8 protein-coding genes and 3 pseudogenes are annotated in these 18,212 nt (G+C 29.2%); 9 read left to right on the top strand and 2 right to left on the bottom strand.

What is annotated here, in order from left to right; all coding sequences use genetic code 11:
- Positions 1–401: 401 nt before the first annotated feature.
- The 4 genes and pseudogenes from SMSK597_RS12940 (at position 402) to SMSK597_RS09215 (ending at position 4,335) form a co-directional block, all read left to right on the top strand.
- Positions 402–745, top strand: a pseudogene (locus SMSK597_RS12940) (XRE family transcriptional regulator).
- A 1,004-nt stretch (positions 746–1,749) separates the two neighbouring features.
- Complete coding sequence (locus SMSK597_RS09225) at positions 1,750–2,109, top strand: SAG1252 family conjugative relaxosome accessory protein (protein WP_000529546.1); 360 nt, start codon at positions 1,750–1,752, stop codon at positions 2,107–2,109.
- Between the two features lie 9 nt (positions 2,110–2,118).
- Positions 2,119–2,484, top strand: coding sequence for a MobC family plasmid mobilization relaxosome protein (locus tag SMSK597_RS09220; RefSeq protein WP_000263036.1), 366 nt, complete (start codon positions 2,119–2,121; stop codon positions 2,482–2,484).
- Positions 2,471–4,335 (top strand): annotated as a pseudogene (locus tag SMSK597_RS09215) (SAG1250 family conjugative relaxase). Before SMSK597_RS09220 ends, SMSK597_RS09215 begins: the two are co-directional and overlap by 14 nt.
- Before the next feature lie 241 nt (positions 4,336–4,576).
- Here SMSK597_RS09215 and SMSK597_RS09210 read toward each other — a convergent pair.
- A complete protein-coding gene (locus SMSK597_RS09210) occupies positions 4,577–5,230 on the bottom strand; it encodes a 4'-phosphopantetheinyl transferase family protein (protein WP_000906152.1) in 654 nt (217 codons plus the stop codon).
- A 12-nt stretch (positions 5,231–5,242) separates the two neighbouring features.
- Positions 5,243–5,923: a thioesterase II family protein gene (locus SMSK597_RS09205; RefSeq protein ID WP_000688007.1), complete on the bottom strand. Its 681-nt coding sequence runs from the start codon at positions 5,921–5,923 to the stop codon at positions 5,243–5,245.
- Positions 5,924–6,009: 86 nt separating this feature from the next.
- On the opposite strand from SMSK597_RS09205, the pseudogene SMSK597_RS12930 reads away from it, so the two are divergent.
- The 5 genes and pseudogenes from SMSK597_RS12930 to SMSK597_RS13910 all read left to right on the top strand — a co-directional run bounded on the left by SMSK597_RS12930 (position 6,010) and on the right by SMSK597_RS13910 (position 18,197).
- A pseudogene (locus SMSK597_RS12930) lies at positions 6,010–6,802 on the top strand (IS982 family transposase).
- Positions 6,803–7,030: 228 nt separating this feature from the next.
- A complete protein-coding gene (locus SMSK597_RS09200) occupies positions 7,031–7,612 on the top strand; it encodes a TetR/AcrR family transcriptional regulator (protein ID WP_001029880.1) in 582 nt (193 codons plus the stop codon).
- 10 nt (positions 7,613–7,622) lie between these two features.
- The gene (locus SMSK597_RS09195; protein ID WP_000456991.1) at positions 7,623–11,870 is read left to right on the top strand and encodes a condensation domain-containing protein; all 4,248 of its coding nucleotides are present in this window, start codon (positions 7,623–7,625) and stop codon (positions 11,868–11,870) included.
- A gap of 18 nt (positions 11,871–11,888) precedes the next feature.
- A complete protein-coding gene (dltA, locus tag SMSK597_RS09190; protein WP_004238214.1) occupies positions 11,889–17,993 on the top strand; it encodes a D-alanine--poly(phosphoribitol) ligase subunit DltA in 6,105 nt (2,034 codons plus the stop codon).
- Positions 17,994–18,011: 18 nt separating this feature from the next.
- The gene (locus SMSK597_RS13910) at positions 18,012–18,197 is read left to right on the top strand and encodes a hypothetical protein (RefSeq protein WP_000609321.1); all 186 of its coding nucleotides are present in this window, start codon (positions 18,012–18,014) and stop codon (positions 18,195–18,197) included.
- Positions 18,198–18,212 lie beyond the last annotated feature (15 nt).

The raw sequence follows: 18,212 nt of genomic DNA, 5'->3' as shown, positions 1-18,212 counted from the left end.
GTATACCATAAATTCATCTTCAGTAGCTTGAATTGTATAATGAATTTTTACTTAACATTAAATAGCAAACTCTGATATTGGTCAACTATAGCTTAAAACACTGTTTTGAAATTATATCTAATACTTTTGAGTCAATTACAAACTTACAACAACGAGATATTTATATAGTCTGAAGAAAATAAGTACAAATTTATTAGAAAATCGAGATTTCATAGGATTAGCACGAAAAATTTCAATTTTAGAACTATATCCCCTAATGAATTTGAATCAGTCTTTTTTAAAATTCTAAATGATATGATAGTATTTTTAAGTAAAAAGAAATTGCCCTGATTGGAGACCATATCAAATCTTTACGAAAGACACATGATATGACACAACCAGAATTTGCATGAATTGGGGGTATTTCACGTAATAGCCTTAGTAGTTACTAGAACGGTACAAGTCCACTTTCAACTGAGCTGATAGGTGCTATTTGCTAGAAGTTCAACGTATCCTATGTCGATATTGTGGGGAAAGAAGAAATGTTGAATCCGGTTGAAGATTATGAATTAACTTTAAAAATGAAGATTGTCAAGAAATGTGGAACAAAGTCTCCTATCTTGTCTCTATCGTTATCAAGATATTCCCTTTGATGATGAGAGAAATGATGAGTGTAGACTTGTCTGCTATGGTGAATACTAACATTTATCTGTTGACTACTTTAGAAGAACTGGAGCGTTACAGAGATTACTTGGATGGTATTTAGAGCATACTAGAAAACACCAGAAAATCGGATAGTAGCTTAATGAGTTTTTATGATATAGTGAGGAGGAGTTTGCCCGTACCTTAGCTTGCAATATTCACACACTGACGAGAGGAAAGAAAATGAGACAAAATCCAGTAGCTTTCTTTCGTGGCGAACTAGAAAGAAAACTATCCATTGTATCAAGTTCAAAGAGTTTCAGGGCAAAATAATCATTATTGATGTTGATAGTTTTCGAGCGCAGCATCCACTATTCATCAAAGAGAGATTCTCCAAGACCAGTAGAAAGAGAAACATCATAGAACACTTCTACAGGAAAACGTGTCACAACCTTATCATGTGATTATTGTGTTTGAAGTAATTCCCCTGCGTACTCATCAACCTTATCTTAATTTTTTGAAGAGAACTGAAGATAGGGGGCATAATCTTGTATTCTGATTTAAAATAGATTGTTGGAACATCAGGTGTTCTTGCAAGAGTAGAAAGATTTTTTTGATTTGGAACGGATTTCCTCATTTCCCACTTGTTGTATGAAGCTCTATTGATTTTCAATAGATTAGAGAGTTAAGATTGGATATTCTACGTTCTTTAAGATGAATACTAGAAAACATAAGATAAAACTCCAGTTACTTTATTATATAAAATATTAGTTACTAATTTTTAACTACTCTGTAGTGTTTAAGTGGATTGTTATGAGAGCTTTTGCTCTCTTTTTTCCTGTGATAACTTCCCCAAATTTCTTCTGCTATACTTTTCTCAACTTTTAAAAAATCCAACTAAGATTTTTCTCTGGGGGTTTGGGGGCAGAGTCACCAAGTTATCTTATCGTTAGCTGTCAAAACTGGAAGGTTTTAGTCAGCTGGCGATATGATTTTTGGGATATTGTGGACACAATATCTGAGCTCGCAAAGACCGAACAAGAAGCAAGTGAGGTCTTTAGGAAGCGTACTGACAATGTGAGGTAGACTTACACTGTCAGACAAGTAGAATGTTGAAGGGATATCAGAATGGGACAAGAAATTAAGTCAATCAGAAAGCAATTTAGAATCACGAGACAAGAAGAAAAACAGATAAAAGAAATGATGAGGGAACAAAAAATGGATAGTTTCTCAGAATTTCTTCGTCAGAATTTATTGAAAAAGAATTATCAGGATAGAATTTTTGAAAGTTGGTTCTCCCTTTGGCAGTCTCAAAAGTTTGAACAGATTAGTCGAGATGTGTATAAAGTTCTGGTTATCGCAAGAGAAAATCATCAAGTGACGCAAGAGCACGTCTCAATCTTATTGACTTGCGTTCAAGAATTGATTGCAGAAGTGAATCAAGTGCAGCCACTCAGTCGTGAGTTCCGTGAAAAATATATGGGTTAGGAGGATGTAATGGTTTATCGCTATCGTACTAATCTCAAAAAAGTATTTCTAACTGATCCAGAATTACACCAATTGAATGAACGGATTGCTAAGAGCAATTGTCAAAATTTCTCAGTCTATGCCAGAAAAGTTTTACTTAATCCCAATATGTCATTTGTCATGATTAACACTGATACTTATGACCAGTTAGTTTTTGAATTGAGACGGATTGGAAATAACATAAATCAAATTGCGCGTGCGATTAATCAAAGCCATCTGATTTCTCAGGACCAATTACAAGAATTGAGTAAAGGAGTCGGAGAGTTAATTAAGGAAGTGGACAAAGAATTTCAAGCGGAGGTGAAAAGACTGAAGGAGTTTCATGGTAGTTACTAAACACTTTGCGACGCACGGAAAAAAATATCGTAGGCGTTTAATTAAGTATATTCTCAACCCTGATAAAACGGACAATTTGAAATTGGTATCTGATTTTGGCATGAGCAATTACTTGGACTTCCCTAGTCATGCAGAAATGGTAGAGATGTACAATGTCAACTTCACCAATAATGACAAGTTGTACGAATCCAGAAACGACCGACAAGAAAAACACCAACAAACTATTCATGCTCATCACCTCATTCAATCATTTTCTCCTGAAGATAATCTGACACCTGAAGAAATTAACCGCATTGGTTATGAGACCATGATGGAATTGACAGGAGGTCGTTTTAAGTTTATCGTAGCAACTCATACAGACAAAGATCATGTTCATAATCACATCATAATCAACGCTATTGACCGCAATTCAGATAAAAAGTTGATATGGAACTATGCCTTGGAACGAAACCTCCGTATGATTTCAGACCGTATTTCTAAAATGGCTGGTGCAAAAATGATTGAGAAACGTTATTCCTATCGAGATTATAAAAAATATAAGGAATCTAGTCATAAATTTGAATTGAAACAACGTCTTTATTTTTTGCTTCAGCAATCTAAATCGTTTGATGATCTTTTAGAGAAAGCAAAGCAGTTGTATGTTCAGATTGATTTTAGTCAAAAGCATAGCCGTTTTTTTATGACAGATAGAATGATGATAAAACCAATTCGAGGACGCCAACTCAGCAAACGAGATCTATATGATGAAGAATTTTTTAGAACGCATTTTGCCAAGATAGAAATTGAAAGTTGTTTAGAATTTTTGTTGAATCGTGTCAATTCTTTGGATGAGTTACTGACAAAAGCAAAAGAATTGAATCTCACCATTGACTTAAAGCACAAAAATGTAACTTTTATCCTGGAAGAAGATAATCAAAAGATAAGTTTGGGTCATAAAAAAATAAGTGATAAGAAATTATATGATGTCAAATTTTTTCAAGATTATTTTAAAAATAAGGAAATCGTTGCTTCAGAAGGATTAGAGAATTTACAGGAACAGTACCATGCTTTCCAAGAAGAACGAGATAAGGATAAAGTATCCACTGAAGAGATTGAGGAATCCTTTAAGACATTTAAGGAAAAACGAGATGCCGTTCACGAATTTGAAGTGGAACTTGCAGAACATCAAATTGAGAAGCTAGTTGATGAGGGCGTCTATATCAAGGTGGCTTTCGGTGTCAAACAGAGCGGTCTTATTTTCATTCCTAATTATCAGCTAGATATTATTGAAGAAGACAATCAGACAAAATATAAAGTCTATATCCGAGAGACAACCTCATATTTTGTCTATAACAAAGAACATTCGGATAAGAATCAGTATGTCAAAGGAGAACATTGATAAGACAGCTAACCAACGATAGTCGAGTAATACCATACAGAAGACCTACAGTTAAGAGTCTACAGGAAAAGATTACTGAGATTAACCTCTTCATTGAATTAACTGAAGCAGATAAGAAATACCAAGACATTAAAGACGAGTTAGTAAAAGAAATAGCAGAGATAGATATAAAACTAAATCAAATTAATGAAAAAATCGCCAACTTAAATAAGATGGCGGAAGTGCTTATCAATTTGAAGAGTGAGGATATGAGCAGTCGAAAGCTTGCAAGATATGACTTTTCAAAATTGAACTTAACAGAAGCGGTTTCAATTGAACAAGTGAAAGAAGAAATAAGGGTAACGCAAGAAGAACTTGGTTTGTATCTTGACAAGTATGAGAGACTATCTAGGAAGTTAGAAATGCTTGTAAAGATTCTCAATACTAATAAACATATAGAGCCAGAATTCCAAGAAGATGTTTATCTAGAATGAATAAAAATAGTCTATAGTGACAGAAAAAAGTTTATTATATTGAGGTTAAAATTAGAGTGAAGCTAATAGTAGCAAGAATGTTTTTATGACTGTAAACGAATAATGATGTTAAATAAAAGTTATGAGATTAAAAAAATATTTGCTGGTACTGGTGAACTAACTTGACATGTTTGTGGCTACAGTGTATATCATAAAACTCTTTGCAGAGTAATCGATGGATTTCTCCCCAAAAGTGGAATTTTTATTGACATGTCAGTATTTTAGGGTCAACATATCTAATTTCATAGTTATCGTCAAAACTAGATACAACAGACATAGTATACTCTTCAGAGATAGAAAAATTCTTATACAAAATACCTTTGACGATTTGATCTCCATCGATTATTTGTTTCATATCAAGAAAAAGTGAGAAAGAATCTAATTCTTTATATAGACCGTCACCTAAAAATTTTAAGTAACTTTCTTTAACTGTCCAAATCTTAAAAAATTCTTTTATCAATATTTTATGTAAAGATATACTGGCTAGGTATTCTTGTTCAGAAGTGCTAAAGAAAGGTATTATTTCTTCAAACTTCTCGATATGTTTTTGTATGTCTATACCAATCATTTTATTTGAAATAGCACATGTAATATACTTTCCTGAATGAGAAATGTTAAAGAAGATGTCTTCTCTTTTTAAATTTGGTCTTCCGAATTCATTGTATACTAAATCTTCATTTAATAAATCAATTCCAAATTCATTTAATCCAATTTTAAGTAATTTTAATGAATTAATTGATTTTTGAATATCGCTTTTATTTTTAGTTTTTAATCTATATGATGGTATTCTATCTAAAAAAACGTAATCAATGATTTGAGAATCCAACTTAGATATATCAGATATCAAGATCAACATTGGTTATATCTCCTAATTTACCATGTCTTTAATTATTTTTGATACTTGACTCAAATTTGAAGTAATAAAAAAATGATCTCCCTCAACGGGGTAATAATCAATATTATCTGTACATAATAATTGCCATTTGTTTAGTTCTTCATGAAAAATAGAGTCTCTTGTGCCATAAAAAATAATCGTTTTGGTTTTTATCTGTTGAGTATTATCACTTAATTCATAGTCATTATAGACTTTGAAATCATTTAATATTATTGGCCTAAAAAAGTTAAAGATTTCTTCGTTGTATAAAATTTCTTTAGGTGTAGCGTTATAGTCAATTAAAATGTCTTTTAATTCTGCATTTGTTTCCAAATGATAGTTTTCCTTATACATAGGAGGTTTAGTTGCTGAAATAAAAATTTTATCAGGATTATGAAAATCTGACTGCTCAATTTTTTTACAAATCTCATAGGTAAATAAACCACCTAGACTATGTCCAAAGATACAATATTTTTCTGAATCAGAAATGTTGGAGACAATTTCATTATAAAGGAACTCAAGATTTTTAGAAAATGTATCTAATAGATTCATGTTTATATTCGTACCGTGACCAGGTAAGTCTATTGGAATTATAGTGCAATTTCTAAATAAATTTTTCCAAGATGAGTAGATTGATGATGAGCCACCAGCATATGGGAGACAAAAAATTTTCATGAAGATACCTCAAACTATTAGTTCTATTAAATTATGTGTTCATTATCCCTTGTGCTAGTTAATATTAAAATACAATAAAAGCTCAAATGAACCACTTACAGTATACTGCTAAATCTCATTATTTGATTTGCAATGGAATTTACGTCAATTATCCCAAATTTGTCATAACTTCTGCCAAAACTATTGCCCCGATTCCTTCAAATATCGGCGTAATGTTGGTGTTTGGTCAAGATTTAAGATGAATCACTTCTTTTCTTGCTATTGTTACAAGATGAACTAGGATGACATCACAACGCCATTTCTACAACATCTGCCACCTTTTTCCTTGTGGTCAGCTACTAAAAAGTCATTTCAAGCGTCGTCCTAAACAATTAATTAAGCTCGTCTAATTAATCCGAAAAGCTATGAGTTATGAGTGAAATGCTTCTATCTGATAGAGTCGCCATTATAGATAGATAGTTTTCCTTTACCACTTTGCAAACTTGTTCACAATCACCAAGTGGCTATTTTTTTAAGGATTAGCCGATATTGGCTGTAACGCATCTAAACATCTTTGGTTCTACGGTTTCAAGGTTCATATGCTGGTGAGCTTATCAGGCTATATTCTGAACTATGTTGTCACACCAGCCACTGTCCATGATATTAGCGGAATGTAAACAATCGGTTATCCTAGGTGATTCAGGCTACTTAAGCAGTGAACTCAAAACGGACTTAGAACAGAAAGTTTACCATTTATGGGCACCATTTTGACAAAACATGGTAAGGACTGAAGAGCATAATGATTTTGAAATGAGACGAATTATTGAAACTCGTTTTTATGAACTGTGTTGACTTTTTGATATTGAACATACATTAGCTAGAGGGCTAGCCTGCCTCTAGTTACGAATTGAAAAAATTATTCTGGCTCATAACTTACGCTATTTTAAAATTAACTAGCACAACGGGTAAGTTTATTATAATACATAAAAATAGACTTTTCAATGATTTTTTGTTCATATATAAAAAGAATTCGTTGGAAAAATGACTTTTGGTTCACTAAATGCTTGCATTTTCTCTATAAATGAACTAAAATTCATTTATAGAATATAAAATTATTTTGAGGTAACTATGGCAAAAGATGATAATAAACAAAAATTAATAAAGGCTACAGATGCTCTCTTAAAGGATAGAAGCATAACTTCTATTACAACAAAAGAGATTACAAAGGTTGCAGGAGTTTCTGTGGGAGTTTTTTATAATTATTTCAGTAGTAAGGAAGATGTCTTTAAAGAATTAATCAAGACATTTTTTAACTATTCTTTAAAGCAAATGGAAGTTTTACGAAAAGAAGTTACAGGAAAAAATATTCGTTCAGAAATTAAATTCAAAGAATTTCTAATTAATGGAATAGATAATAATTGGGAAAATCATTTTTTAAATAGTGATATCCTGTTACTTTCAAGGAAAGATGAAGAGTTTCAAAAATTAATGATTTATTTTAATCAAAAGATGGTTTCCATTGTTGTAGAGATACTTACAGTTATTAATCCAGAACTTAAAGAAAATCTCCCTTTACTAGAAGCAAAAATGATTGTGAATTTAATTCAAAATTCATTCCCTAGCTTTTCAAAATTTGATAGTGAGGATGAAAAAGAGAAATATATAGAAAAATTTGTAAATATTATTTTTAGTATTAGTTTTAATGAGTAAGGAAGTTGAAATGGAATATTATAACTTAACAAATGCACAAAAACGAATTATATATACTGAAGAAATATATTGTGAACCAAGAATATCAAACGAAGGAGGTTTTTATAAAATTTCTACTCCTTTTAATTTATATAAATTGCTTAATGCAGTTGTGTCAGTTCTTAATTCTTCGAAAATTTTTAGAACAACTTATCTATTAAAAAATGAAGAAATTATTCAGAAATATCGTGATTTTAAATTTGATAATTCTATAGTGAATATTTTTTTTGACAAAAAAGAATTTGAAAATTATAAAAGAAGTTGTTTAGATTACAAATTTGATATTTATAATGACTTTTTGTTTAAATTTGGGGTTTACCAAAATGAAAACGGTGGGCAGCTATTCGTAATGTTTCACCATTCAATTGTAGATGCGTACTCAATTGGATTAATTGCAGGTGCAATTTTTGATATTTATAATGAACACGAATTTAATAATGGAATCGAGTATATTGAATACTTACAAGAAGAACAAGGATATTTTGAAAATACGGAAAAATTTAATGAGGATAAAATATATTGGGAAAATAGATTATATAGCTGTAAAAATTCATTTGAAAATATTCCCGAAGATCCATCGTCGGAGAAAATATTAATTCGTTTAGATGCTAACTTTTTAGAAAAATGGGAATTGTTTCTAAAGAAAAATCACTTAAATGAAAATATTTTTTTAATAACGTTATTATGTATTTACAAATATAGAATTGCTAATGAAAAAAATGGCATATTAGGAGTCCCCTATTATAACAGGCGAAATAAGCGTTTTTATAACTGTTTTGGAATGTTCACAAGTACAGTTCCATTTTCATACTCTTTTTCAGGCGAAGAAAGTATTATTGATGCTTACAAAGAAATTAAGAGAAACTTTCTAAAAGATATTAAACATTCTTTTTATCCTTATAATGAATTAATAAATAATCTTAAAGCAAATGGAAAAAACTTGTTTGAATGGAGCTTTAATTATTATGTAGATAATATGAATCACTTGATTGAGGACTCTAAAGTAGTTGTAAAGGAGGAAACACCGAACTATTTACCAGTTCCGATAAGCATAATTTACAGAAGATTCAAATATCAAAAAAATGAGTTAGAGATTATTTATAATAAAAAAATATACAATAGAGAGCAAATCAATTCGTTGATAAAAAATTTCTTTGGCTTTACAACAAATATTGTTCATTGTGAAACTAGGGAAAGGATATCAAAAATTCAGATAGCAAAGCCTGAGTTTATAAGCAAAATAATTGAGAGAGAAAGCAAGTCATTAAAAAATTTTGACAAAAATGTAAATTTATCATTAATGGATAGGTTCATGGATATTTCTAATAAATTTCCAAAGAACATCGCCTTAAGATTAGGTAATTCAACAATTACTTATGAAGTTCTATTTAAATTGATAAAAAATAGAATTATTTATCTAAAGACCGTTATAAAAACAGGGGATATAATTGGGGTAATCGGATATAAAGAATTCGATACTTTTATTAATATTCTTTCATTAGTACAAATGGGGATAACCTATGTGCCAATTGATCCAGAATACCCTCAAAAAAGACAGAAATTTATTTTAGAAGATTCAAATTGTAGTTATTATATAGATCATAATGAATTAAAAATTAATCCAAACTACAAGTCAAATAGTACTTCAAGCGATTGTTCTAATCTTTATATTTTATATACTTCTGGAACTACAGGGACTCCAAAAGGAGTCATGATACCAGAATCAGGAATAATAAGACTGATTAACGATAATAATTTAAAAGAATTATCGAATGGATGCGATACTTTCTTACAGCTAAATTCTTTAGGTTTTGATATTTCTGAATTGGAAATATGGTTACCTTTAACTAGTGGAAAGACTTTAGAAATTATACCGAAAAACTATATATTCGATATAGAAAGATTATCACAAATTTTAACATCTAATCATAAATTTGGATCAATAATGTCATTTACCTTACTGCAAGAACTTTTTTCTTATGATAATGAATTATTTAATAATTTCAAATTCATAATAACAGGTGGCGAGATAGTCAAGGATAAATTGATAAAAAATATTTATCATTCAAATGAAAATATTGTCCTTGTTAATGGTTATGGACCCACTGAAAATAGTGTTTTATCTACAATTCAAATAATAGATAGAAATAATAAAAAATCAATCCCTATTGGAAAAAGTATTTCTGGTTCTAGTACATATATTTTAGATCAGTTTGGAAATATTTGTGCACCTATGCAAATTGGAGAAATCATTGTAGGTGGACTAGGGGTAGCGAATGGCTATATAAATCGTGAAGAACTAAATAAAAAGAACTTTTTCTATTTAAATTCGTTTAATGGAGAAAAGTTGTATCATTCTGGTGATTTCGGATATTATAACTATAGTTCGGAAATAATAACCATCGGTAGAAAGGATTCTCAAGTTAAAATTAATGGACAGAGAATTGAAATTAGTGAAATTGAAGATGTTATTCAGAATATTTTAAATTCTAAAAACACACAAATTATTGTTACTGTTATTGATAACACAGTGGTTTGTTTTTACACGGGCTTAAAAATAGATGACTATAGACTAAGAAAAAATATATCGGAAGTGTTAACATCTGTTATGGTTCCTAAATATTTTATAAATATTTCAGAGATACCTCTTACTGTAAATGGTAAATTGAATAATAAACTTCTTACTGAAAAATTCAAGAGAGAAGTATCAAATAATTCTACCAATAATGTAAAAGTTAAATTAGATAATATTGATTTGGATGTGCAAAAAGAATTGAAAGCTTTGTTAATAAAAGATATAAACTTTAATCAAAGCTTTATTGAAAATGGAGGTGACTCTCTTTTAGCAATGAAATTTGTAAATTACATGAAGAAAAAGAATAAAAATATAAGAGTTTCTGAATTGTTAAGTACGAATCCTTTGATAGAGGTGGTCAACAATAGTTATAAATCTGAGGATGATTTACAAATTTCAAAAGATAACAATTTATCTACAGTAAAAGCTTCTGCAGTACAACAAAGTATATTTTTCGATGAAAAATTTAATCATGTAAAATATAAATATAATTCTCCTTTAGTTTTTGAGCTTTATGGTGTAACTCAAATTAATGAAAATAAAATATTGAATAAGATTTCAAAATTTATTTCTAGTCAACGTATACTACATAGTTGTTTACGATTAGAAAGTGGAGAAATTGTTTTTAAAGTTAACGGCCATGAAATAGATATTGTAAGAAGAGAAATGAGTACCGGAAGTTTAAATGATACTATTAAGTCTTCTTTAATAGATTTTGATGTAGAAAAAAATCTATTTTACTGTAATTATTTTAGTCTACAAAATCTAAAATTTTTAATTTTTGATTTTCATCATAGTATATTTGATGGGAAATCACGTGAAATATTTACACAAAATCTAAGAAATTATTTAAATGGTATTGAAAATGAATCTTCTGAAATAGATTATTTTGATTATCTAGATTCAATTGATGAAAAAGATAATATTGAAGATGAGAAATTCTGGAAAAAAGAAATTCAAAGTTTAGGTAATTTTTCAAATGATAATGATATGGTACAGACTTATGGTGTAGATGTCTCAAAATATTACCCTGTTAACATAAGATTGGAAACAATAGAGAAGCTTTTAAAAGTTTCTAAAGCGGCATCCGTGACCGTTAGCACTTTATTATTATCAGCCTTATTTTTAACTAAAAATAAGATTTCATATAAACCAATAAATACGATTGGAATCACAATTTCAACGAGATCAAACGAAGTTACTTCAAAAATTATTGGACCTTTTTTTAATACTCTGCCATTATCCGTTTCAGAAAATAATATTTCAAACGATTCGAAATTTGTTAATAAAATAGGGAAAATGGTTAATGAATTAGTTAATCACTGTCAATATCCATTTAATAAAATTGATTCGATGTACAAAGCGTATTGTGGTGAATACGCAAATAATTTAATGGATTGGATGTATGTTTATAACCATAACAAAAAACTAGAATTTGAAAGTGAAGGCATTAAATTTAAGTCAATAGACATTTTAGATACTATTCAAGCAAAATATAGTTTATCACTGATTGTAAATATCAAGGACGATAATAATTTTTCGATTGGGTTTGAAAGTAAATCACAATTTTATAATGGAAAGAAAATTCAGAATATAATTCTAGAATTTGAAAGCAGTCTTGATGAGATAATTTCTTTTTTTTAGAGTAAATTGGAGAAAATAATGGAATATAATTTTTATGATATAGTTTTTAGGTTTAATGATCAGCCAAATAAGTTAGCAATTGAAACAGACTACAGTCGTATCACTTATGAAGAGCTTTTTAATAAAGTAGAAGATTATAGTAAGAAGATAGAACAAGTAGGATTACTTCCTGGATCTAATGTAATAGTGCATATGAGAAGAGGCCCTGAGTACATTATTACGATTTTATCATTGTCTAAACTTGGCATCACTTTTGTACCGATAGATATTACTTATCCCAAAGAACGAATAGATTTTATAAAAAATGATTGTCAAGCAAATGGAATCATAACTGATTATAAATATGAGGATTTAACAGTTGTTGATTACCTAAGAATAGATGATAATATAAACCTTACTTTTAATATTTTAGGTAAAAGAGATAATGATAGTAATGATAGTAACGAAAAAATCGCATATATAATTTACACATCTGGTAGTACTGGAAAACCTAAGGGTGTTCAAATATCGAACAAAGGATTTAGTTACTTAAAAGAACTGTTCGATGAACATTTGAAATTGGGAAAAGATGATAAAATTTTACAATTCGCTAGCATTTCTTTTGATGCTTCAATTTGGGAAATTTCAATGGCATTAACGAATGGCCTTACATTAGCTCTATTTTTAGACAGTGATAAAGATGTAAATAAATTTGAGAATTTCGTTAAAAATCATTCTGTGACTATTGCCACCTTACCTCCATCTTATTCTGAATTGCTCAGTGAAGAAGTAATTTCTAATTTTAATTTGCTGATCACTGCTGGTTCTGAACCCCATAAAAAACTTCTAAAAAAAATCAATTTAGAAGAAACTAGATATATAAATGCATATGGTCCTACTGAATGTACAGTATGTGCTTGCTTGTGGGAAGCAAAAGACTTAAAAGAATTAGATTCTAAGCAAATACCAATTGGAAATATTAGTCAAGATAATCTTCTGATCGATGACAGTGGTGAACTATGTGTATCCGGGGAAGGCTTATCAGTGGGGTACCTAAATCGAGATATTTTGAATAAAAAGAACTTTTTTTATTTAAATGGATTTCGTTACTATAAAACAGGTGACTTAGTGAATACTGATAAGCACGGAAACATATATTTCAGAGGGCGCAATGATAATCAAGTGAAGTTTAACGGCTATCGTATAGAACTCGAAGAGATTGAACGTTCAATATTTGATATAGATCTTTCAATTATTGATGCAGCTGTAACAGTACTTAATGATACCTTGGTATGCTTTTATATTGGGAATATTGATGTTTCTGAAGTGAAAAGAGAGTTAGAAGCTAAGCTACCTATTTATATGGTTCCTTCTATTTTCCAAAATGTAGAGTCTTTTATATATAATACAAGTGGGAAAATTGATAGAAGTAAATTAACGATTAAAACCCAAGAACAGAATTTTCAGAATTCGGATAATATAATTAATTCAAAATTAGAAGAAATTTTAATAGAAATTTTGCCAGTTGAGGTAAGTAATCGTGATGAAAGTTTAATGGAGTATGGTCTAAACTCATTAGGACTAATTAATCTAGCTGCTAAAGTAAAAAATATTTTTGGAATAAATATTTCTATTGAAGAAATTTCTAAAAATTGCACCTTTAATGGTTTAATGGATATTCTGTTGCATAAAAATGAGGATTTAGGACTTATCAAAAATAATGAAATCACGCATGATGTGAAAAATGAAAATGAGTGGTTTCCTTTGACAAATATGCAGGAATCTTATTTATTAGGAAGAAATAATTTTTCTGAAATGGGTGGTTATGGAACACATGGTTATTTTGAAATTAAAACTCAATTAGATCCTTTAAGACTATCAAATGCTCTAAACAAAGTTATTTCAAGTCAAGGTATGCTTAGAGCAATCTTTTCTGAAGACTTACAGCAAAGGATACTCCCTGATACATTAAAATATCAGATAGATATTTTAGACATGAGTAGTTCGACACAAGAAGAGATTGATAAAGAAATAAATAGAAGAAGAGATAAATTAAGTCATCAAATTTTTGATTACACGAAATGGCCATTGTTCGAAATTAGTGCATTACGTATTTCAGAAAAATATACTATTTTGTTTATTAGTATTGATGGTTTATTGGCAGATGCCAAAAGCATGAAGATTTTTGCTAGTCAATGGTTAGCAGCTTATAATGGAGCTGATATTAGTAAATTAGCACCTAGAATATCATTTAGAGATTATATTATAAGCACAAATAATGATAGCGAAAATAAAGAGAGAGCCAAAACATTTTGGTTGAATAAATTAGATAAACTCCCTGAATCTCCTCAGATTATTGATAAAGATACAGAAGCTGGAGTAGAGAATGTCTTTTCTAGAGAATCTCTATTTTTAAATGAACAATCTTGGGTTTTGATTAAAGAATTTTGCCATAATAACCATATTACTCCGACGGCTTTTTTTATACAAATTTACTTTGATACTTTGAAAAGATGGAGTCAAAATAAAAAATTCACGATCAATTTAAGTGTTTTTAATAGAAAAAATATACATGAAGATATTGATAATCTGATTGGTGATTTTACAAGTAATATATTTTTAGATAATCAGAATCAAGATTCTGAGGATAATTTTATTGAAAAAGTAACCTCCTTACAAGCTGATCTGTTTTTAGCAATAGATAATATTTCATTTGACGGTATTGATTTTTTAAGAGCATATGCAAATAAGTATAAGAAAAATTTAATAGTTCCCTATGTAGTTACTAGTCTAATCTCAGAGGAGACAACAAAACAAGCAACTGATTATTTAGGAGAAATGACTTATGGAATCAGTCAAACTCCTCAAGTTTATATTGATATGCAAATCTCTAATAGTCATGAAGGAATATTAATAAATTGGGATTATTCAACTCAAAAATTTACAAAAAAATTTATGCTAAAGATTATTGAAGTTTTTGAGCAAAATGTTGCTTCAATTTTAAACGGTAAAAAAAATATAGATACAGAATTACCGAATAGTGATAAGTTAATAATCCAAAATTATAATGATACTACTACAGTAGGATATGATTCTTGTAGATTAGAACAACTATTCTTTAATACAGTAAAGAACTATCCAAACCAGATTGCTATTAAGGATAAAGATTGTAGTTATACATATTCTCAATTAGAAAAAGAAGTTATACAAAGAGCCTCTAGTATAACACACACAATTGGGAAAAAAGGGCAAAAAATTGGGATTATTGATGAACGTAATTGTCAGACTATTATTGATTTAATCAGTATTTTATATAGCGGTAATACATATGTTCCTATTGAAAAAGATTGTCCCTCAGAGAGAGTGGCATATATTAAAAATGTTGCAGAAATAGAATATATGATTAATGATATTGATAAAATAGAACAATTAGAAAAAGCTGATGGGATTAATGACGAAGAACAGGTGGCCTATGTGATTTTCACTTCTGGTAGTACAGGAAAGCCAAAGGGGGTAGCTGTGTCTCACAGAAGTGCTGTAAATACAATTGTTGATATCAATAAAAGGTTTAATCTAAATAGGAATGATCATTTTATACTTTTGTCTTCATTAAGTTTTGATTTATCTGTTTTTGATATTTTTGGCTCTCTTGCTATTGGAGGCAGTCTTTATATTGTTGATGATAGGAGAAATCTAGAGGAAATTAATAATATTATTAAGCAAGAGAAGATAACTGTCTGGAATAGTGTTCCATCCACCATGAAGGCATATTTAAATTACAGCAATAATGAAATTTTTAATATAGATAAAATTGGTGATGAGTTCGAAAATTTGACAAGCTTAAACAGTCTTATTGATGAAAATATAGTATTTGATAAGGAAGCTAGTGACAAATATAAGAGTGATTGTACGAGTAGGTTTGTGATTAGTAATTATAATGAAAAAATAAATCTCCCATCAAATAATAGTTTTCCTGATTTTATTCTAAGTAGAAAGTCTACAAGAAGTTTTTGTGAAGAAGACTTAATACCTATGGATAAATTCTTTAAAGTTATATCCTCACTAGGAAAAATAAAGGGGCACAATACTTCTCATTACCTTTATCCATCTGCCGGAGGGCTTTACCCTATTGATATATATATTTCGATCGAAAATAATAAAATTGAAGGAATAAGCGGAGGTATCTATTATTACAATCCAGTAGCCAATACAATCTATAGAATTAATAATAACCCTCTTGAAAGCGATGTACACTATTATAGTAATCAGATAATCTCGAAACATTCAAGTTTTACTATTTTATTGGTATATAATTCAGAAGCAAATATTAGAAAATATGGTAGTGATGGTTATAAATATGCTCTAATTGATTCTGGATATTTAGGACAGCATATTACTACAGTTGCAAATATCAATGGTATCTCATCTTGTGTAATTGGGGCAGCAGATAGTGAATTAATTACTAAAAACCTCTCATTATCAGCTAATCAAATGTTTCTAAATTGTATTATTTTTGGTCGTGAAACTAATAATCTAGTTTATAAATTGAATGAAACAAAAATTCAAAATATTTCTGTACCTGAAAATTCCTTAAAAATAATTAATGAAAAAGTTAGTTCTATAAGAGTTGTTATGTTGAGTGGGGACTATATTCCCTTAGATTTACCAGGTAAAATTTTTGATAAGTTTGGAGAAAAGGTTGCTTTATATAGTTTAGGTGGAGCAACTGAATGTAGTATATGGTCAATATATTATCCAATATCAAAGGTTGAATCAAAATGGAAAACTATACCATACGGATACCCACTGGGAAATCAAAAAATTTGGATTATGGATGAAAAATTAAATATTTGTCCAGTTGATGTATTAGGTGAAATTATTATTGGAGGAGTTGGTGTAGGAGAAGAGTATCTAAATAATCCAATAAAAACTTCTGAATCTTTTGTAAATAATTCACAATTTGGAAAAGTTTACAGAACAGGTGATTTTGGTATTCTTCGAGAGAATGGAACTATTGAGTTTATGGGGAGACTAGATGATCAAGTGAAAATAAATGGTTATCGTGTAGAACTTCCAGAAATTGAAAAAGTAATTAAAAATAATTGCGATGTTCAAGATGTAGTAGCAATTATTGAGAGCGCAGAAAGTGGTATTAATAAACTTATTTGTTTCGTCCAGAGTGAGATTAATTCTAACTTGTATGGATATATTGTGGAAAGAATTAAAAATGAACTTCCTGTATATATGATTCCTCAAGAAATTTATAAAGTTGAAAAGATTCCAGTTACAGAAAATGGTAAAGTGGATAAGAAAAAATTACTAGCTAATACTATGAATTATAAAAAGAATGATTTAGAATCAGCTAATAATTTATTGTCTGATTACCAATCATATGAAACAGAAAAAAGACATGATGAAAACTTATTAATAGAGGTTCGTCAAATTTTCTCTAGTATTCTTGATGTAAGTGATTTTTCAAATGATAGTACTATCTTTGAACTTGGAGGGGACTCTATAAATATTGTTAGTATTCAGAAACAAATTGAAAGAAAATATGGAGTTAGCTTAAAAATCATTGATGTTTTTGAGAATAATACAGTTAATAGGCTTGTAAAATTTTTAGAATCACAAAATAAAGTAAAAATTATTGGTGCTCACTTCACATCGCCATTTTTGAGAAACAAATCTGGTGATGTAACTGTAGAAGAGACAGTTAAAATAGTTAAACAAAGTGAGTTGTTATCTGTTTTTGAAGCATTAGTACTTATACTACTAGATGTTATAACTAATACTAAAATTGATATTTCATATGATTGTGATAATGATAATTCTAAGAAGACAAAAATTCTCAGATTTAGTAAGGAATATTTGAAACTTGATAAAGTAAATTTGGATAATACTTTTTCAAAATTAATTGAACAATCAAAATTTGAAACTTCACTTAATTTAACTAGTGATGGGGGAACTATGATAAGTTATACCAATTTAGCAGAACAATATAAAAATAGTAACGCAGACCTGGTGTTTTACTTTAATGAAGCGGACTCTGAACTCAAAGCGAAATTTAATTCTAGTAAATTGAAAGCGTCAAGAATTAAAGTCTTACTTGATAATGTAGCTAAGGTATCAGAGAGCTTAAATTAAGATTTAAGGGAGAAAAATATGATAAATAATGCAGCTATATTTCCTGGACAAGGAAATTTGGATTTAGAGAAATTCAAAAAAATCATTGAAGAAAATCTTGAGGCTCAAAGAATTTTAGATAAAGCCATGAATATCATAGGGGAAAAAAGTGAAGATTTTTTTCAGAGGATATTCAAAAGAGTACATATAATTCGCAAATTCTAACTTTTTTATCATCAT

It is taken from the genome of Streptococcus mitis SK597 (assembly GCF_000148545.1).
GTDB classification, from domain to species: Bacteria; Bacillota; Bacilli; order Lactobacillales; family Streptococcaceae; genus Streptococcus; species Streptococcus mitis_C.
Note: the sequence above shows the minus strand (reverse complement) of the source record. Positions and strands in the feature narration are given on the sequence as shown.

Coding starts and splice junctions, on each gene's coding strand:
- SMSK597_RS09225 (WP_000529546.1), top strand. CDS start 1,750: ATGGGACAAGAAATTAAGTCAATCAGAAAGCAATTTAGAATCACGAGA.
- SMSK597_RS09220 (WP_000263036.1), top strand. CDS start 2,119: ATGGTTTATCGCTATCGTACTAATCTCAAAAAAGTATTTCTAACTGAT.
- SMSK597_RS09210 (WP_000906152.1), bottom strand. CDS start 5,230: ATGTTGATCTTGATATCTGATATATCTAAGTTGGATTCTCAAATCATT.
- SMSK597_RS09205 (WP_000688007.1), bottom strand. CDS start 5,923: ATGAAAATTTTTTGTCTCCCATATGCTGGTGGCTCATCATCAATCTAC.
- SMSK597_RS09200 (WP_001029880.1), top strand. CDS start 7,031: ATGGCAAAAGATGATAATAAACAAAAATTAATAAAGGCTACAGATGCT.
- SMSK597_RS09195 (WP_000456991.1), top strand. CDS start 7,623: ATGGAATATTATAACTTAACAAATGCACAAAAACGAATTATATATACT.
- dltA (WP_004238214.1), top strand. CDS start 11,889: ATGGAATATAATTTTTATGATATAGTTTTTAGGTTTAATGATCAGCCA.
- SMSK597_RS13910 (WP_000609321.1), top strand. CDS start 18,012: ATGATAAATAATGCAGCTATATTTCCTGGACAAGGAAATTTGGATTTA.